The organism is Candidatus Thermoplasmatota archaeon, from assembly GCA_038884455.1.
Classification (GTDB): Archaea; Thermoplasmatota; E2; order DHVEG-1; family DHVEG-1; genus JAWABU01.
The window spans coordinates 1-15620 of the sequence record JAWABU010000042.1 but is presented as its reverse complement, the minus strand read 5'-3'; the positions used below and the strand labels follow the sequence as shown (position 1 = coordinate 15620).

Annotated in this window: 19 protein-coding genes; 10 read left to right on the top strand and 9 right to left on the bottom strand. The window is 38.5% G+C overall.

The window, feature by feature from the left end; translation table 11 throughout:
- Nucleotides 1-122 precede the first annotated feature (122 nt).
- Entirely contained in the window at nucleotides 123-1247 is a 1125-nt protein-coding gene (locus QXL17_07340) for a hypothetical protein (protein MEM4258945.1), read from the top strand.
- A 199-nt stretch (nucleotides 1248-1446) separates the two neighbouring features.
- On the opposite strand, the gene QXL17_07335 is transcribed toward QXL17_07340, so the two are convergent.
- Nucleotides 1447-2703: an NAD(P)/FAD-dependent oxidoreductase gene (locus QXL17_07335; protein MEM4258944.1), complete on the bottom strand. Its 1257-nt coding sequence runs from the start codon at nucleotides 2701-2703 to the stop codon at nucleotides 1447-1449.
- Nucleotides 2704-2897: 194 nt separating this feature from the next.
- On the opposite strand from QXL17_07335, the gene QXL17_07330 reads away from it, so the two are divergent.
- Nucleotides 2898-3236 carry a hypothetical protein gene (locus QXL17_07330; GenBank protein ID MEM4258943.1) on the top strand — a complete coding sequence of 113 codons (339 nt, stop codon included), beginning with the start codon at nucleotides 2898-2900 and terminating at the stop codon, nucleotides 3234-3236.
- Between the two features lie 390 nt (nucleotides 3237-3626).
- Here QXL17_07330 and QXL17_07325 read toward each other — a convergent pair whose 3' ends face one another.
- The 4 genes from QXL17_07325 to QXL17_07310 all read right to left on the bottom strand — a co-directional run bounded on the left by QXL17_07325 (nucleotide 3627) and on the right by QXL17_07310 (nucleotide 6608).
- Nucleotides 3627-4397 carry a nucleotidyl transferase AbiEii/AbiGii toxin family protein gene (locus QXL17_07325; protein MEM4258942.1) on the bottom strand — a complete coding sequence of 257 codons (771 nt, stop codon included), beginning with the start codon at nucleotides 4395-4397 and terminating at the stop codon, nucleotides 3627-3629.
- Nucleotides 4398-4400: 3 nt separating this feature from the next.
- Entirely contained in the window at nucleotides 4401-5150 is a 750-nt protein-coding gene (locus QXL17_07320; protein ID MEM4258941.1) for a type IV toxin-antitoxin system AbiEi family antitoxin, read from the bottom strand.
- A gap of 147 nt (nucleotides 5151-5297) precedes the next feature.
- The gene (locus tag QXL17_07315) at nucleotides 5298-5873 is read right to left on the bottom strand and encodes a hypothetical protein (GenBank protein MEM4258940.1); all 576 of its coding nucleotides are present in this window, start codon (nucleotides 5871-5873) and stop codon (nucleotides 5298-5300) included.
- A gap of 126 nt (nucleotides 5874-5999) precedes the next feature.
- Nucleotides 6000-6608 (bottom strand): hypothetical protein, encoded by a 609-nt coding sequence (locus QXL17_07310; protein ID MEM4258939.1) that lies wholly within the window; start codon nucleotides 6606-6608, stop codon nucleotides 6000-6002.
- Nucleotides 6609-6882: 274 nt separating this feature from the next.
- On the opposite strand from QXL17_07310, the gene QXL17_07305 reads away from it, so the two are divergent.
- From QXL17_07305 to QXL17_07295, 3 genes are read left to right on the top strand one after another with little or no spacing between them, the layout of a single operon-like run.
- On the top strand, nucleotides 6883-7770 hold the full coding sequence (locus tag QXL17_07305; GenBank protein ID MEM4258938.1) for a UbiA family prenyltransferase: 888 nt from the start codon (nucleotides 6883-6885) through the stop codon (nucleotides 7768-7770).
- A 6-nt stretch (nucleotides 7771-7776) separates the two neighbouring features.
- Nucleotides 7777-8442 (top strand): SEC59/DGK1/VTE5 family protein, encoded by a 666-nt coding sequence (locus QXL17_07300; GenBank protein MEM4258937.1) that lies wholly within the window; start codon nucleotides 7777-7779, stop codon nucleotides 8440-8442.
- 7 nt (nucleotides 8443-8449) lie between these two features.
- Entirely contained in the window at nucleotides 8450-9025 is a 576-nt protein-coding gene (locus QXL17_07295; protein ID MEM4258936.1) for a thymidylate kinase, read from the top strand.
- Between the two features lie 170 nt (nucleotides 9026-9195).
- Here the strand turns inward: QXL17_07295 and QXL17_07290 are convergent, their stop codons facing one another.
- The 3 genes from QXL17_07290 to QXL17_07280 all read right to left on the bottom strand — a co-directional run bounded on the left by QXL17_07290 (nucleotide 9196) and on the right by QXL17_07280 (nucleotide 10902).
- Nucleotides 9196-9603, bottom strand: a complete 408-nt coding sequence (locus QXL17_07290) for an NUDIX domain-containing protein (protein MEM4258935.1) — start codon at nucleotides 9601-9603, stop codon at nucleotides 9196-9198.
- Between the two features lies 1 nt (nucleotide 9604).
- Nucleotides 9605-10441, bottom strand: coding sequence for a phosphoribosylformylglycinamidine synthase subunit PurQ (gene purQ / locus QXL17_07285; GenBank protein MEM4258934.1), 837 nt, complete (start codon nucleotides 10439-10441; stop codon nucleotides 9605-9607).
- Between the two features lie 86 nt (nucleotides 10442-10527).
- Nucleotides 10528-10902 (bottom strand): transcriptional repressor, encoded by a 375-nt coding sequence (locus QXL17_07280; protein ID MEM4258933.1) that lies wholly within the window; start codon nucleotides 10900-10902, stop codon nucleotides 10528-10530.
- 86 nt (nucleotides 10903-10988) lie between these two features.
- On the opposite strand from QXL17_07280, the gene QXL17_07275 reads away from it, so the two are divergent.
- The 4 genes from QXL17_07275 to QXL17_07260 are packed head-to-tail and all read left to right on the top strand — an operon-like array spanning nucleotide 10989 to nucleotide 13869.
- Nucleotides 10989-11945, top strand: coding sequence for a zinc ABC transporter substrate-binding protein (locus QXL17_07275; GenBank protein MEM4258932.1), 957 nt, complete (start codon nucleotides 10989-10991; stop codon nucleotides 11943-11945).
- A gap of 45 nt (nucleotides 11946-11990) precedes the next feature.
- Complete coding sequence (locus QXL17_07270) at nucleotides 11991-12770, top strand: metal ABC transporter ATP-binding protein (GenBank protein ID MEM4258931.1); 780 nt, start codon at nucleotides 11991-11993, stop codon at nucleotides 12768-12770.
- A complete protein-coding gene (locus QXL17_07265; protein MEM4258930.1) occupies nucleotides 12733-13593 on the top strand; it encodes a metal ABC transporter permease in 861 nt (286 codons plus the stop codon). Before QXL17_07270 ends, QXL17_07265 begins: the two co-directional genes overlap by 38 nt.
- Nucleotides 13594-13641: 48 nt before the next feature.
- Nucleotides 13642-13869: a HypC/HybG/HupF family hydrogenase formation chaperone gene (locus tag QXL17_07260; GenBank protein MEM4258929.1), complete on the top strand. Its 228-nt coding sequence runs from the start codon at nucleotides 13642-13644 to the stop codon at nucleotides 13867-13869.
- A gap of 11 nt (nucleotides 13870-13880) precedes the next feature.
- Here QXL17_07260 and QXL17_07255 read toward each other — a convergent pair whose 3' ends face one another.
- Nucleotides 13881-14693, bottom strand: coding sequence for a DUF3147 family protein (locus QXL17_07255; GenBank protein MEM4258928.1), 813 nt, complete (start codon nucleotides 14691-14693; stop codon nucleotides 13881-13883).
- Between the two features lie 123 nt (nucleotides 14694-14816).
- Here QXL17_07255 and QXL17_07250 point away from each other — a divergent pair, with 123 nt between their 5' ends.
- The gene (locus tag QXL17_07250; protein MEM4258927.1) at nucleotides 14817-15548 is read left to right on the top strand and encodes a hypothetical protein; all 732 of its coding nucleotides are present in this window, start codon (nucleotides 14817-14819) and stop codon (nucleotides 15546-15548) included.
- Nucleotides 15549-15620: the final 72 nt, after the last annotated feature.

Here is a 15620-nt window from a genome sequence, read left to right as displayed (position 1 = left end):
CACATCTACTCTTCAAATTCATGCATCGGTTGTCGATTCTTTTTGCATCCCATAGTATATCCCATCCAAAGGAAGGAATGGGATACATTTATTTATACTCAAACGTTCTTAACCGATGACACATGGATATAACTTATTATGGATCTAAATATGATGATTCTTTGCTACAACTTTATTATCGTTCAATATTTCATGAACGTAAAGAGTTTGATAATGTACGTTTGCCTACATGGCATCATAGATATTCTTTAGAAGAAAATAGTTATCAATGTCTTGCTTTTATCGATGATCAATTAGTAGGTTCATTAGGAATAATTACATATGATGGGTATATTCAAGGAAAAAAACAAAAAATTGGTTTTTTTGTTGATAATTGTGTCGACCCTGATTTCTCAAACATATATAATGATATAATGTTTCAGTTATTTCTTAATATTGAAAGACAAGCAAAAAAAGACGGTGTAGCGGTTATTTTCGGTTGGGATTATATTGTAAATGCTGATAAACATGATGCTCTTTTTTCTTCAATGGGATATAAACGTATTGATGGTATTAATTGGTTTGGAGGAGGGACTAAACCTGTTCTTTGTTTTCCCGTTAATAATTTTAAAATGAAAGCATACTGGAAAATAGGTTTGTGGATATTTTCATTAAAACATTATTTAAAAGAATTCTTTTTTAAGACACCTTCAGATGTTCTTATTAGAAAATTAGAAAGCGAGGATATCCCTTCTGTTGTAAAAATTATTAATGAGTATAACAAAGATTTAATTTTCTCACCTAGATATACTGAACAATCTTTGAAACAACAGATTAAAAAATATAATATTGAAGGAATTGTAGCAGTTATTCATAATGAAATTGTTGGGGTAGTTTTACCATTTTTTGGACCTTGGAGTGGATGGATGTACAATAAACCTTTTTATTCTAAAAGATATGGTATTTTAATAATAAAACACCCACTTGAATTTGTAGTGAAAAAAGAATATATTGATCAAATCGCTCCGAAATTAATATTTGAAGCTATGAAAGATGAACACCAGGGAAAATATGTATTATTTGTAGAAATTGCAGACAGAAGAAATTCATGGGTAAAGCAAGCATTTGAAAAGACAGGCGGAAGCGAATTTATTCCAGATCTTGGGACATTGTTTATTAAAAATCTTTCAAGTGAAAAAATTGATCTTTCTAAACCTATCTACGTTCCGACTAACCTCGTTATCAGTCCGTATACTGAAAAAATTTAATAACCAAGTACTCCTTCTCATTTTTGAGGACTTATGGCGACTATCGAGAAAACAAGATGTATCAGCTGTCTGGCATGTATTTCTGCTTGCCCATATGGCTCTATACAGATGAATGGTTTATTTGTGGCAATTACTACTACTAAAAAATGTCCATCTTGTGAGGAGAGAACCTGTAAAATCTTATGTCCTACAGGTGCTATTAGTTTATAGCTATCTCTATTTTCATCTCTTTTTCATCGATCAGCTGCTGAGCATAGTGTAACAGTTCTTTTTGGTTTTTACATTTCAAGGCAGTTGGAAGCTCTTTTCCATCCCACTGTATCATCTCAAGTTCAAGCATGGCAGTAAGAACCGATTTTATATTATTGTTCAGGTTCATACCGATAACCTTACTGATGTTATCCTTGATTTGAACAGTCCGTCGTGCCTCCTGACCAATAAAACTTTCTTCATACTGCTGTGGGTACTGATTCAGAACTTTCAAGTCTTTTTTCTCAAGTGCCTCAGCAACGGTCCTCCCAGCGATAAGCGCAGCCATCCAACCAGGGATGATACCTTCACCAACATACGCAAAATTCTGGTTTGCTGCATCGCCCACAAGGATCGTATTCCCATAAACGGGATGTAAGGGTTTTGATAGATCAATGATGCCACCTTTGATCTCGAGTGGTGATGAATCTTTTAACTGCCGATGCATAACTGGATTAGACCTAGAAAGCGCATAATAGGATTCCAAAGGTGATGCTATGGAGAGCGGATCAGGTCCATAGAATGGTCGTCCACCGACACCAACATCAGCCCTGTCATTACCCTTGGGGAAAATGTAGCCATATCCACCGATGATTTCTCCCATAAACAATTGCATGGAATTTGGAGTATCTAAATGTAGATTAGTGACTTCAAGCTCAATAGCACAACCCCAATCTTTCACACCAGCAAGTAATTTTTTTCCACCAAGAATCTTGGTTCGAATAAAAGAGGTTGCACCATCAGCACCAACCACGATTTTTGGTTCAAATTCAAGATCACCTTGTATCGTTTTTGCTTTCACCTTTGTTATCTTCCCATCTTTCACTATAGCATCATGCACGGTTGCTCCAAGGATAAGCTGACATCCTTGTTTTACTGCAGCCTGTGCTATGATCTTCTCAGCTTCTTTACGGTTCAACATATATGAATTCCATTTATCTTCTTTTGTTGTAATCTTTGCCACCGGATTATAGATAATCGTATCAGTAATCGGCCAGGTATATACTTGTTGTAAAAACGGAAGTTCTTGGCTGAGTTCTTCAAAGAGATATTTACTGACGGCTTCACCACCCCGTAGCGGAGCGGCAACCTCATTTTTACGATCAACGATTACCACAGAACATCCATGTTTTGCAGCAACATATGAAAACACGGTTCCGACAGGTCCAGCACCAACAACCAGCACATCGCACTTTATTTTATCCATTATCTACATCACACTCTCAGATAATGACGAACGAGGTATATCTCATTTTCTACACCATATACCAATATCTATTTTTTATACTCTTACACGACCATAGATCCTGTAATAAAAATCGCTTTTAAAATAGTCTCTAAACCTCTCTATTTTACCTATAATATGACGATGTTTAATCAACAGAGACTATAACAGGGTTCATGAATAATTATGGTGTGTATGTGCATGGTGCTACAGCTCTCGCTGTAAGTTACCCGTATATGGATGTAGCAGTCGGGTATGGGAGGAATACGAAACGTAACCCGAAGAAAGCAGCGAGACAATGCGCAGAGATGATAAAGAAAGGATTAAAGGATAGCCCGTATAAAAATAAATTTCTTTTTAATTTTGTTTCTGGGCCAGAGACAATGAAAATTCCTGGTCAAGGCTATAAAAAAGTAGTTGACTCTGGGTTTATGAGTAAATTTATTTCGCTTGCATTCGGGATGTCTCAATATGTGTTTCAAAAAGGAATTGCAGAGAAGATTCCAGAGGTATGAGAGCACTACATCGTCACATACAGTTCTTACGAATGGGCAAAAGGTGACGTCCATGTCAACAGTTGTGAAAACAGAAATGGATTCATCAGAGCTTATCTGAGAAGATACCGAGGTGTATCAAAGAAAAATATCCAAGGATATCTTAAATTTCCTTGCCTTTCTGTTGAACGAGAAAGGTCAAGGATTTGAACTCATTTTGTCCGACAATTCACAGACATGAGCCAAAAAGTTATACGAGAGAACTATGTTGTTTACTCTGCATCCGTGACCTGCTGTACATGTGCACGACACGATACACGCTTGTTCATGCGAGAAAAAAGCAGCTGATGAAAGCTTAACTTCATCACAATCATTTTACTCTTACCTGGGCAACTCCGACACTGGTATATCCTACGATTTTTTCTGCCATTCCCGTAATTTTTTCCCAACCACTTGCTGTATCTCTTGATAAGAAGGAACGCTCCTCCCCAGTAATGCATGAAGATCCTGTCCCCATTCTTTTTCAAGAGAAGCAAAAACCGAATCAATATCAAGAGCATCAAGCGATGTATCATACAGTTTAAGTTTCTCATTAATTAACTGATAATCCACGTCAACCATAGCCTGTAAGAACCAGACATCATACAAATCACGTGCCTTATGCCGAATCAGTAATGCTCTAATCTTCTCAGCAAACAAATGTTCAAGTGAAAGACATTGTAAAATAAACGATGGACAATCATCATAGACTGGACGAAAAGGACGAGATGTCGTTTGCACCTTTTCTTTTCTACAACTAACATCAATCACAATGGTTCCAACCGAACGTTCCATGCCTGTATACAAAGGCCCTTTATAGTGCAACTTCGCTGTAAACCCTGAAAAGCTACTCTCAATTTTTTTTATCTCGCCCTCTATACCGAAATCATTGAGGCGTGTGGCAGATTCTTTCAAGGTACGTATTGCTTTTTCGCTAGATTCATTATAATTAAAATCAAGATCCTCAGAATAACGATTCAGGTTATACGCCATCCGAAGGCATGTTCCTCCTTTAAATATGAATGCGTTACTGTGCGTAAAGAGCTCATAGAGAAATAGTGTTTGAATATAATCTCGTTCGACGGTAAGCAATGGCACACCTGCCTTGGTTGAAAAACTTTGCAGCTGTCGTCTTGTAAGCATTGGTTAGACCTCCTCGTTGACATTGATTCTCCAGTTTTTGTTCCAAATAGTGCTTTTAGGTTTTTTCGGATTTAACACCACAAATGAATGAGAAATCGAAGCTGATAAATCAGGTAGTGCAACACCATGTCGTTCAAACAGGTACCCTAGTCTTGAAATAGTACTTTTGTTTGGGAATCTCTGTGCATATTCGATGAGTTTTTGTATCGAAAGAGAATCAAGAGCGGCACCTATGGCGCGTGCCACTTCTTTGATGCCACCAGCATAGTGCGGCAGATCAATACTATCAATGATAGCTTTTTCCGGTTCTGCAAGAAACATCGGAAAACCGTCATTGACTAGTTTAGTATATCCGTATAATTTCTCTTTTTTTATATGGATGTACTTGAACGTATACGTATGAAACTGCAGCTGTTTTTTTTGCTTTGTTGTTGCAAGAAAAACCATCCGGGGGACTTGGTCGGTGAAACCATAATAGTTGAGCATTGACCAATAACTTACATAGGAGGGGACAACAACATTCGATGCAACATACAATGGATTAGAGAAGATTCTTTTTTTGTCGTAACCGGTCACAAGATATTTTCCGTTTTCTATTTCGTGGATAACCCCTTGGTTTTTTAATTTTTGAATCAGATCATAGGTTGTATTCAGAGGTTTTCCAAGCAGTATCGATAATTGCTTTGGTTGAAAATAGAAAATGTCATTATCAAATAGCAAGTCCATTATATAATTTGTGGTAATTTTTTCCATATTTTTACTTAATCATTACAACGTTTTATATATTTTTCGGTGTACTACTGCTGCCCAGCTCCCTACACCACAGCTTGATGTGACTACCATAAAACCTGCAATGAAACACGGTACTCCATATACAACAGATTCAATTACTCACTCAGCTCATACAGAAGCAGTCATCTGTGCCTGCATCCGAGACCTGCTGTACCTCCGTACCACGAGATACGCACCATCAAAAAGTAGCATTGCTAGGAAAAAATACAGCGGAAAAACGCCAAGAAGCGCAACATACAATACGGCAAGCTTAGTAAGCCACCGCTGATCGAAAAACACGATTAATGCTTTATGGGAAAACCGAGACAGATACAAAGAATCTCGGTTATAATCAATAACATCATTGCCAACCTCGTCAAGCACAGCAGCGGCAACCAGCATAAACAATGGCAACCAGAGGAGTTGTACTCCTGCAAGTAACAGGATTACACCAATGACTGCAAGACCCGCGAAATGCGCCCAGTTATCAATTTTTCCTTTCAGGAAAACACCCAGAAGAATCGCAAGCAAAATTGTTGCTGATACAGGATCAAGAATCATGGTATACGCCCAGAGAAGACCAAGAAAAGGAGCAATAACCATAGCTATCTTTTTATTAAACGTTCGTTCATCAAACGCATCATCAATATACTTAAGTCCTGCACCAAGGATAGCATACGCCACGAGAATGAAATACATTTCCATGCTGTTAGTACTCCTGTTCCATTTCTATCTGGTGAATCTCAAAGTTAATTAATATACATAATTAATTATATAAATATTTATTATACCTGCATATGCAGGTAGATATCCAGCAGAACAAAAAGCAGCTTACCCATCTGCGATCTCTCTGCTGGACACCACCAACATGCGCTGATTTTGTTTCTGAACCCTCAACTCACCATACCACCGAACACCAAGATACGCATAATCAAAAAACACCATGGCAACAAAGAAATACCAAGGAATCAAGCCAAAAACTGAGAGAACCACAATCACAACCTTGGTAAGCCACCGCTGATCAAAGAAAAAACCAGCAAACCGAACTCCAAGTTTTTTACTTGCCAGATATCCTTTCTTATCGATAAAATCATTACCAACCTCATCAAAAATCGCACCCAAGGTTAACACCACCAACGGAATCCATAACAGCTGAACACCGGTAACGAGAAGAACCGCAAAGATAACCACCATACCAACCACATGCGCCCAGTTATCAATTTTTCCTTTCAAAAGAACCCCAAGGACAATAGCTAGTAGAATCGTTGCAGATGCTGCATCAAGAATCATAGCAACTGCCCAGAGAACACCAAGCAGTGGTGCAAGCACATACGCAACCTTTTTACTAAAGATTTTTTCATCAAACGCATTATCAATATATTTCAACCCAGCACCAAGCACCGGATAAACTGCAAGGAAAAAACAAATCAAGATGTACATAGTTCAGGCCTCCAATTGAGTATTTTTTTCCATTCTTCCATCTTTTTTCATTGTTCTCAAAACTATTATCAATCTTGGTAAACTTAAAACCCTACTATCGATTTTTCCGCCAAAATTCCAAAAAACGCGTTTTTTTTATCGTTTTGTCGGAAAATCATGATGGTGAACTGTTGTCCTAAAAAAACAATCTTTTGTAGCGGTTATCTATTTTTTACTCATGACTACTCTCGGTTTATCACAAGTTTCTAATAAATCAATTTAGTTATACGAATTGATGAAAAAGATTCTTGCAATCTGGCAGTTGATGCGTCTTGAACACGGTGTTATGCTTGCACTTGCTATCCTTGTTGGTTCATTAATCGCGGGTACCACATTTCCTGCGGTTGATAAGTTTCTGCTGACGTTTTGTACCGCTCTTTTTCTTGAGGCAAGCACATTTGCATTAAATGATTATTTTGATTATTCAATAGATAAAAAAAACAATAGAACTGACCGACCGTTGGTCCGTGGTGATATCAGTCCTAGGACTGCATTATTATTGTTTGCTTTTTTGTTTCCCCTAGGCATTCTTGCCTCATATTTTGTAAATCTTACCTGTTTTGTGATTGCAGTGGTTACCGCTCTGTTTGCTGTTGTGTATGATATGGTGCTTAAGAAAAGAAAACTAGTAGGTAATTTTTTTATCGCATATATTATGGCGATCCCTTTTGTTTTCGGCGGTGCTGCTGTTCTTCCTGATGATATGTTTTCAGTTGAACTCCCACCGGCGATTCTTGTTGTTGCTGTGATTGCGTTTCTTGCTGGCGCTGGTCGGGAGATTATGAAGGATGTCATGGATTTCGAAGGTGACAAAATATTTGGGGTGAAATCATTTCCTGCATATATCGGCATTCGAGCGTCGAATGGTGTTGCAGCAATGTTTTATATCGCTGCAGTACTGCTGAGTTTTGTTCCTTTTTTTGTTGCAAGTTTTGAGCAGTATTATTTTAATGTTGTTTATTTTCTCCCGATTTTTATTACTGATACCATGCTTTTGAGTACGTCACTTCAGTTGTTGTTGAAGAAAAATGTGCAGATGAAGATGCTTCGCACATTTACGTTGGTTGCGTTGTTTATCGGCTTGCTTGGTTTCCTCGTAAGTAGTTTTTTCCGTTGGAGTTAGATGCATATGCAGGGAGATGTTCTCGGTGTTGTATTTGTGTACACGTATGTTGCTGTTCTGATTCTTATTACTGAGAAGATTATTGCGAAAAAATATCCTGTTGCAAGTCGAAAGATTTTACATATTTTAACAGGTAATATTGCGTTTATTTTACCGTTGTTTGAGACACGGGAAATTATGGCTTTTGTTGCCGCTGGTCCTTTTATTGTGTTTACGTTTCTGATGAGTCCGTATTCCCCGCTGAAATCATTTCGTGGGAAAACATCGCAAGCCGGTCATAGTTTTGGTTTGGTGTATTATGCGATTGCATGGACCGTACTTGCTTATCTGTTTTTTGACCATAAAGTGATTATTGCTGTCGGGATTCTTTCAATGTCATATGGCGATGGTCTTGCGTCTCTTGTTGGTGTTCGGTTTGGAAAGAAAAAATATCAGGTTGTTCATGATGTAAAAAGTTTTATTGGTTCGTTTGCAATGTTTGTATGTACCTTTATTGTTCTGCTGGTTGCTGTGTTTTTTTATCAGGTTTCATTTTCATATCATCTGCTCTTGGTAGCAGTTGTGATTGCGTGGGTTGCAATGTTTGTTGAAGGAGTTACACCGTTTGGATTAGATAATCTATCAGTTCCTTTTATAACTGCAGTGTTATTTTGGTTTTTTGTAATTATGTGAGCTGAGTATGCGATTGATTATTGTTGATGGTTTAGATGGCGTAGGCAAGGATACGCATGCCGCCCTTATCAAGAAGCGGTATGAGGCTCGAGGAGAACAGGTAATTATTCGATCTCATCCTGAGTCTGATAATTTTTTCGGCAGATCTGCAAAGAAGGCGTTGCTCGGTTCTGGGAAGATAAACCGGTTGAAAGCATCGGTTTTTTATGCATTCGATGTACTTCGGTCGCTTCGGTTGTATTATTCTAAGCCGCAGTGTGATACCTTGATCCTGGTGCGGTATCTGATGGGTACTGCGTATTTACCACGGCGGCTTGCAGGCGTAGCGTATCACGTGTTTGAACGGTTTGTTCCAACATCGGAATATATGTTTTTTTTAGATGCGAGACCTGAGCAGTTAGTTGATCGGGTTAAAAAACGTCGTGAGACCGAGATGTTTGAAACTTATGATGCGTTTTTGAAAGTTCGAGAAAAGGCACTTGAACTAGCAAAAGGGTGGCATATCGTATGTACTGATGGAACGGTAGATGAAACATTTTCTAAGATTTCTAGTATTTTAGACGATCTTGACCGTAAAAAGTGATTTTTTTTATCAGATTGCACTAGTCTTTTTAGCTGAAAAGGAAATTTTTATTTTAACTATTAAATAATAAATTTTATATACTTACAAAAGAACATACTCTTGGGATGGGGAACCATTTTCTTTCTCTCTCCTCCTCACCACATCTCCTCAACCCTTCCCCATCTCATCCTTTATTTTACAGCTTTTTTCACAATTTCTTTTAATCCTGGTGTGGTTTCATAGGTATCAATATCCTTTGGTTTAATCCAGCGAAACTCAACATGTTCCCAATCGATTCTGATTTTGTCTCTATTTTTTACGATAAAAACAAACGGATGAATCACCCACTCATATTTTTCCCCTTCAGAGGTGTCAGTTAGGACCACCGGTTCAAGTTGCTCTTGCAGTATAATCTCATTGCTTTGTAATCCTACTTCTTCTCTGATTTCCTTGACTGCAGTCTTTCGTGGAGCCTCAGATGGTTCAACGTATCCAGCAACCACACCCCATTTACCGCGGTAGGTACGTACCTGATTACTCCGTTTTAGGAGCAGAATCTCATCGTTATTTTTCAGAATAACTGAAACCACAGACGGCATCTTAAAACCTTTTTGCAACGTAGTCAACGACAGACTCAAAAATTGATTGTCCATCACCAATATTGTCACCGATGCCGTTTCGCGTCCATTCATGTTGTTGATGTCGATAGAAACTGCGCTCCGGATGCGGCATCATTCCAAACACATTTCCTTGAACATTACAGATGCCTGCAATATTCAGTACCGACCCATTCGGATTCCACGGATATCCAGCATAGTTACCTTCAGGATCAACGTACCTGAATACGATTTGGTCATTTGTTTCGAGTTTTTTCAGATACTCTTGTTGTTTATCTAAGGGGAACATCAGTTTTCCCTCGGCATGAGCACTTGGGATTAAACGAATCTCGCCGTTTCTGATTTTTCTTGTGAAAACACACGAACCATGATTTTCATGTTTTAATAACGTTGGTCGACATTCGAAACGATTAGAATCATTAATGTACAGACACGCATCAGGTACTGGAGTCATAATCGTCGTAAGACCAGGGAGCAGTCCTAGTTCGATGAGGATTTGGAAACCATTGCAAATCCCAAGGATTGGATATTCTTCTTTAACAAATGTTACAAGTTGTTTCTCAAGCTTACTTTTGATTCGAGCAGCAAAAATTGCCCCACCGCGGATGTAATCACCTGCAGAAAAACCACCAGGAAACATAAGGCATTGGTAATCAAAAATCTCCCGTTTTTCATCAGCAGTACAATCAATGTTGAGGAGTTGTTTGAGATGAACAAATTCTGGTTGCACGCCAAGTCGTTTGAATGCATCGTATGATTCTTGTTCGCAGTTTGTTCCTTCAATGCGTAAAACCCCAACACGTATATCTGATATTTTCACAATGTTCACCTGGTTATCGCCTGGTAATAGCTGGCCCATTATTTCTAGTTTTTTTGTGACCTATACTACTGAAAAACAGTATTGTTTCAATGTTTTGTCGAACACTCTTTGCAGATGCCATAGACGTCGATTTGGAAATGACAGATATCTCCGCTGATTTTATTTTCAAGAAAATCGATTTTGTCAATAGTAAAATGTGTTATCTTTTTGCATTGTTGGCAGATAAAGTGACAATGGTTGTTTTTTTCTTTTGAATAAATCATCTTTCGGTTACAGATGTAGGAATGAAGTTCTTTTTTATTTCGTAAATCTTTCAGGAGTCGGTAGACTGTTGCAATGCCGATGTTTGGATCTTGTTTTTTTACCGTTTCAAATAGTTGGTCTGCAGTAAAAAATGAAACAGATTTTGCTATCTCGGAGAGGATACGTTCTTTTTGTTTGGTTTTTCTTGATTTTTTCATAGGTATACCACTCTTATTGATAATGATAATCAATAATATTTTTAAATAGATTATGATTGAAGAATTCTCTTAGTGAGGTAAAGCATATGCAAAAACTGATTGTACTCATCATTGGAATACTCTGTAGTGGAGTACTCCTGAGCGGATGTACACAACAACACGATAACCAAAACAACATTCAGATTGTCGCTTCTTTTTATCCGTTAGCATTTTTTGCACAACAAATTGGAGGAGAGTATGTTACGGTCACCCAATTGATTCCAGATAACACTGAGCTGCATACCTGGGAACCAACTGTTACCCATATTACCAGAGCAACTACTGCAGATATACTTATCTATAACGGCGCGCAGCTTGACCCCTGGTTTGAAACTGATATCCTCCCGAATATTAATCAAAGTGGGAAACTTATTGTTGAAACTACAAAAGGGATACCACTTCTGGAAACAGAGCATGATGAACATGATGCTGACCATGAACACAATGACACGCATCACCATCACGGCGGCTATGATCCGCATACCTGGATTAGTCCGTTCATCGCGATGCAACAGGCAGAAAAAATATATGCCGCGATTATCCAAAAAGATGCAGCTCATGCAGAGTACTATACGCAACGATGGAATCAAGTACGACAACAGTTTATGACTCTTGATACAGCTTTTCAACAAGAATTATCGACAAAACAAAAAGATGTTATTTTTGTCAGCCATGCGGCGTATGGTTATCTAGCAGATAGGTATGGTTTTCAGCAACATGGCGTCATTGGTCTTTCAGCTGACGAACAACCAAGTGCACAAACGATAGCAACATTACTTGATACAATGATCGAACATCAAATCTATGTTGTCTATGTTGATCCTGTTTATTCTCATAGATACGCACAAACATTAAAAGATTCACTAGAATCAAAAACAAGTCAAAACGTTCAGGTACTGACGTTGTACCTTATGTCTGGGGAAGTTGATGGTTTAAATTATTTTGAACAACAGGAAAAAAATCTTGAAAACCTAAAAATCGGACTGCAAGCATCCCAACATTAAAATAAAACAAGATGGTATACCATCAACAAACACCCTGTAATCCGTATGGTAAAAAACCCGGTTATTGAAGTAAATCATGTTGACATTATTCGATCTAAAGATATTGTCATTCAGGACGCGGTTTTTACGATTGAACAAGGAGACTATGTTGGCATCGTTGGACCAAATGGCGGTGGAAAAACAACATTGCTCCTTGCGATTCTTGGTTTTATTCCGATAAAACGAGGTTCAATCAAGTTGTTTTCAAAGGAGTTAAATGTGTTTTCTGAATGGCAGCGGATCGCATATGTTTCGCAAGGTGCAATTAATTTTGATGACCATTTTCCCTTAACTGTTCGAGAACTCGTCAGCCTTGGGAGAATAACCAGAAAAACTCTCGGGCGGCCATTCACCAAAGAAGATAAAACTGAAGTATCTGAAGCTCTGAATCTCATGGGGATTGGCAATCTTGCTGAACGAAGAATAGGAACACTGTCAGGTGGACAAAAACAACGCATGTTCATCGCTAAAGCATTGGTTCGAAAACCTGAGATTCTCATTCTTGATGAACCAATTGCTGGTGTCGATGCAACAGCACTTGAAACTTTTTACAAACAACTCAGCGACTTAAACAAAAAACAAAATCTTACAATACTGATTGTTTCTCATGATTTATCAACTGTTTTCTGCCGAATGACTAAGTTGTTATGCGTCAATAAAAACGTGTACACCAGCACTATTTCAAAACATACTGATCCGAACATAGTACTTAAGAAAGTGTATGGTGAACATTTCCATTTTGTGTTCCATGATCATCAATGCAAAGGTGATTTTACTGCTCGCTAATACCGTATTTCTTGGCATTTTATCACTGTTCGAATATCAGTTTTTTCAATATGCACTACTCGGTGGCATCATTTCGGCAATTGCAACCGGATTGGTTGGGCTTTTTCTAATTTTACGACGTGAAGCAATGATCGGTGATGGTATTGCACATACTGCATTTGGAGGTATTGCGCTTGGCCTACTTTTAGGTATCAACCCGCTCATTACCGCTCTTTTCATTTCAGTTGTTGCAGTTTTTAGTATTTCATATATGCGTAAAAAAGGTTTAGCGAAATCTGATGCTGCTATCGCAGTCATGCTCGCGGTTGGTTTTTCTACAGGTTTGATCATCATCAGTATTGCAGGCGGTTTTAACATAGAGATTTTTAGTTATCTTTTTGGTTCGATTCTTACGATCACACAGGTCGACCTGATGATTGTCTCAGTGCTTGGGATTGTTTCGATTATCTTTTTTAGTTTTTTCAAAAAAGAACTGTTGTTAATTACGTTCGATGAGGATAACGCAAAAATCACGGGAATACCTGTCCGGTTTTTTTCAATCTGTTTCAATCTTCTTGTTGCGTTCACCATTGTCTTGTCAATTAAGGTCATCGGAGTGATCCTTGTTGTTGCTCTTATGGTACTTCCGGCACTTGCAGCTCTGCAACTCAAACGTTCATTTACCGGAACGATGGTTGCTACACTTCTTTGTTCAAGTATCAGCGTTGTGGGCGGCATTCTTCTTTCTGCACTGTATAATGTCGCAACAAGCGGGTTCATTGTTTTTATTGCAACAAGCATCTTTATTGGAGCAGCGGCGTGCAATCGATTATTGCTCTCCTGATGATATCGAGGTTAGTTTTATAATGAGATATCCTTTATGTGGTTTTTTATGTGCCTTGCAATCCCAGGTAAAATCATAGAAATTGATCCGTCAAAAGAATACGCAACCATTGATTATGGTGCTGGTATTAAACGAACCGCAAACATCAGCCTTGTTTCAGTAAAAAAAGGTGATTATGTTCTTGTTCATGCTGGTTTTGCAATCCAGGTAATGACAAAGAAAGATGCTCTCAAAACGCTTTCTATGTTCAAGGAACTTGACACTGTTTCTCAGTAGAATCATATGTTTTATTTTAAATATTTTCGAAGTTTGTATAAGAGTAAGGTGACGGCAAGTGATACAAAAAATGCAATGATTGAACCAAAGATAATATCTTCAAGGGGATAGAAAAAATATATCGCTAGAGCGTAGCTTACCACACTGGGACTTCCAAAAATCATTGATTTTGCGATACCTTCAGCAAACGTTGGTCCGTGTTCTCGGACTGCGATGAGCATCGTTGAAAAAAAGATTGCTGGAAAAATCGAAAAAATCCCACCAAGCACCGGATTTGTCGTTGCCAGAATAATTGATGATGCAATAACGCCCCCAGCGATGACGCCTCGAAAAAGTATTTTGAGAGGTGTATACAGAACGGTGACCTGTGTGATTGATCTGGTTTTTCGCTGGTATTCAAAAAAGAAAAAGGTTATCAGGTATATGATGAGAAAAAGAACCAGAGATATCCAGATAGTTGTTATTTTTAGAAGGTATACACAGAGCGCTCCGACACTCCAAACGGTAAATGAGATCGGTACGGCATACCAAAGTGACGTATATGCATACATGGAAAAACATACGAGGAATAGGAGGTTGATCCCCATCCCTGCTGGAACCACAACAACACTCTCAACGGCAACGCTGATGCCTTGGTGATATGCGATACAGGCAAACGCGATGATAATCGTTGAGGGTAACGTTCCAAGAATACCACCGATTTTTGTACCATGCCGCTCAGCAAGTATCGTGATCAAGATGACAATACCTGCTGAGAGAAAAAAAGGAAGAATCGTTTGCAGCAGAGAAGAAAGCATACTGTAGAGAGGGTAAAAGAAAATCACGATCAAATAATTAACCATTCATAGTTTTTGAATAGGGGTAGCACAGGGCATCAACTACCACATTTTTTCAAAACTATTATAAACTAGTTCCTAATAATATTAGGACCAGATGCGGGGATTTATATGAAGAACCTGGTACCAATGGGAATTATACTTATTGTTGTCCTCTCAGGACTTGGAGCTGGAGCTAGTTCTAACAAGGATACAGAACATCTCATCACTGATACTATATATTTTTCTCAACCAAAACTGATTCAAACTGATACCTTTTGTACAGTTGAACTCGCAGAGGCAACCTCATACCTCTTAGGACCAAACAACCCCTATCTTCCCCTGATCACTCAAGTTTACTATCTACCCTGGGGTACATCGGTTGATTCAGTTGACGTTGTTTTTTCAGAACCACAAGTCATTCACCTGACATCAAAGATACGCCCTGGCAGAACACCTCAGGTCATATCTCAAAAATACAGTAAAGGGGAAACGACGGCAGACTATCCGATTGCCGATACCTATCCTTCAGAACCATTTACGTATCGTGTTGGTGCCGGTCTTCATAATGGAAACCGTGAAATCATCCTCTCAGTCCACTACAGTCCTCTCAGGTATACACCAAGTGAAGATACGGTTTTGTTTTCAGAACGTGTTGATATTACCGTCCGGTATACACCACCGCGTCATCCGATTGTTTTTTCAGATGCATATGACCTCTTGATTCTTGCGCCATCTGAATATACTGCTGAACTCCAAACATTAGCCAACCATAAAAACAGCAAGGGCATATCAACAAAGCTTGTTGCACTGGAAGAGATCCCCTCCAGTGGTTACGATATTCAGGAGTCTATTAAATATTAGACCTCTTGCGAAATAGCAATTTTTAACCCCTAGCATATATCTTCTACATCGGATGGGATGTAGAGATGCTGA

Bases quoted from the DNA above. Each gene is read 5' to 3' on its own strand.
- QXL17_07340 (MEM4258945.1), top strand. From the start codon at position 123: ATGGATATAACTTATTATGGATCTAAATATGATGATTCTTTGCTACAA.
- QXL17_07335 (MEM4258944.1), bottom strand. From the start codon at position 2,703: ATGGATAAAATAAAGTGCGATGTGCTGGTTGTTGGTGCTGGACCTGTC.
- QXL17_07330 (MEM4258943.1), top strand. From the start codon at position 2,898: ATGAATAATTATGGTGTGTATGTGCATGGTGCTACAGCTCTCGCTGTA.
- QXL17_07325 (MEM4258942.1), bottom strand. From the start codon at position 4,397: ATGCTTACAAGACGACAGCTGCAAAGTTTTTCAACCAAGGCAGGTGTG.
- QXL17_07320 (MEM4258941.1), bottom strand. From the start codon at position 5,150: ATGGAAAAAATTACCACAAATTATATAATGGACTTGCTATTTGATAAT.
- QXL17_07315 (MEM4258940.1), bottom strand. From the start codon at position 5,873: ATGGAAATGTATTTCATTCTCGTGGCGTATGCTATCCTTGGTGCAGGA.
- QXL17_07310 (MEM4258939.1), bottom strand. From the start codon at position 6,608: ATGTACATCTTGATTTGTTTTTTCCTTGCAGTTTATCCGGTGCTTGGT.
- QXL17_07305 (MEM4258938.1), top strand. From the start codon at position 6,883: ATGAAAAAGATTCTTGCAATCTGGCAGTTGATGCGTCTTGAACACGGT.
- QXL17_07300 (MEM4258937.1), top strand. From the start codon at position 7,777: ATGCAGGGAGATGTTCTCGGTGTTGTATTTGTGTACACGTATGTTGCT.
- QXL17_07295 (MEM4258936.1), top strand. From the start codon at position 8,450: ATGCGATTGATTATTGTTGATGGTTTAGATGGCGTAGGCAAGGATACG.
- QXL17_07290 (MEM4258935.1), bottom strand. From the start codon at position 9,603: ATGCCGTCTGTGGTTTCAGTTATTCTGAAAAATAACGATGAGATTCTG.
- QXL17_07280 (MEM4258933.1), bottom strand. From the start codon at position 10,902: ATGAAAAAATCAAGAAAAACCAAACAAAAAGAACGTATCCTCTCCGAG.
- QXL17_07275 (MEM4258932.1), top strand. From the start codon at position 10,989: ATGCAAAAACTGATTGTACTCATCATTGGAATACTCTGTAGTGGAGTA.
- QXL17_07270 (MEM4258931.1), top strand. From the start codon at position 11,991: ATGGTAAAAAACCCGGTTATTGAAGTAAATCATGTTGACATTATTCGA.
- QXL17_07265 (MEM4258930.1), top strand. From the start codon at position 12,733: ATGATCATCAATGCAAAGGTGATTTTACTGCTCGCTAATACCGTATTT.
- QXL17_07260 (MEM4258929.1), top strand. From the start codon at position 13,642: ATGTGCCTTGCAATCCCAGGTAAAATCATAGAAATTGATCCGTCAAAA.
- QXL17_07250 (MEM4258927.1), top strand. From the start codon at position 14,817: ATGAAGAACCTGGTACCAATGGGAATTATACTTATTGTTGTCCTCTCA.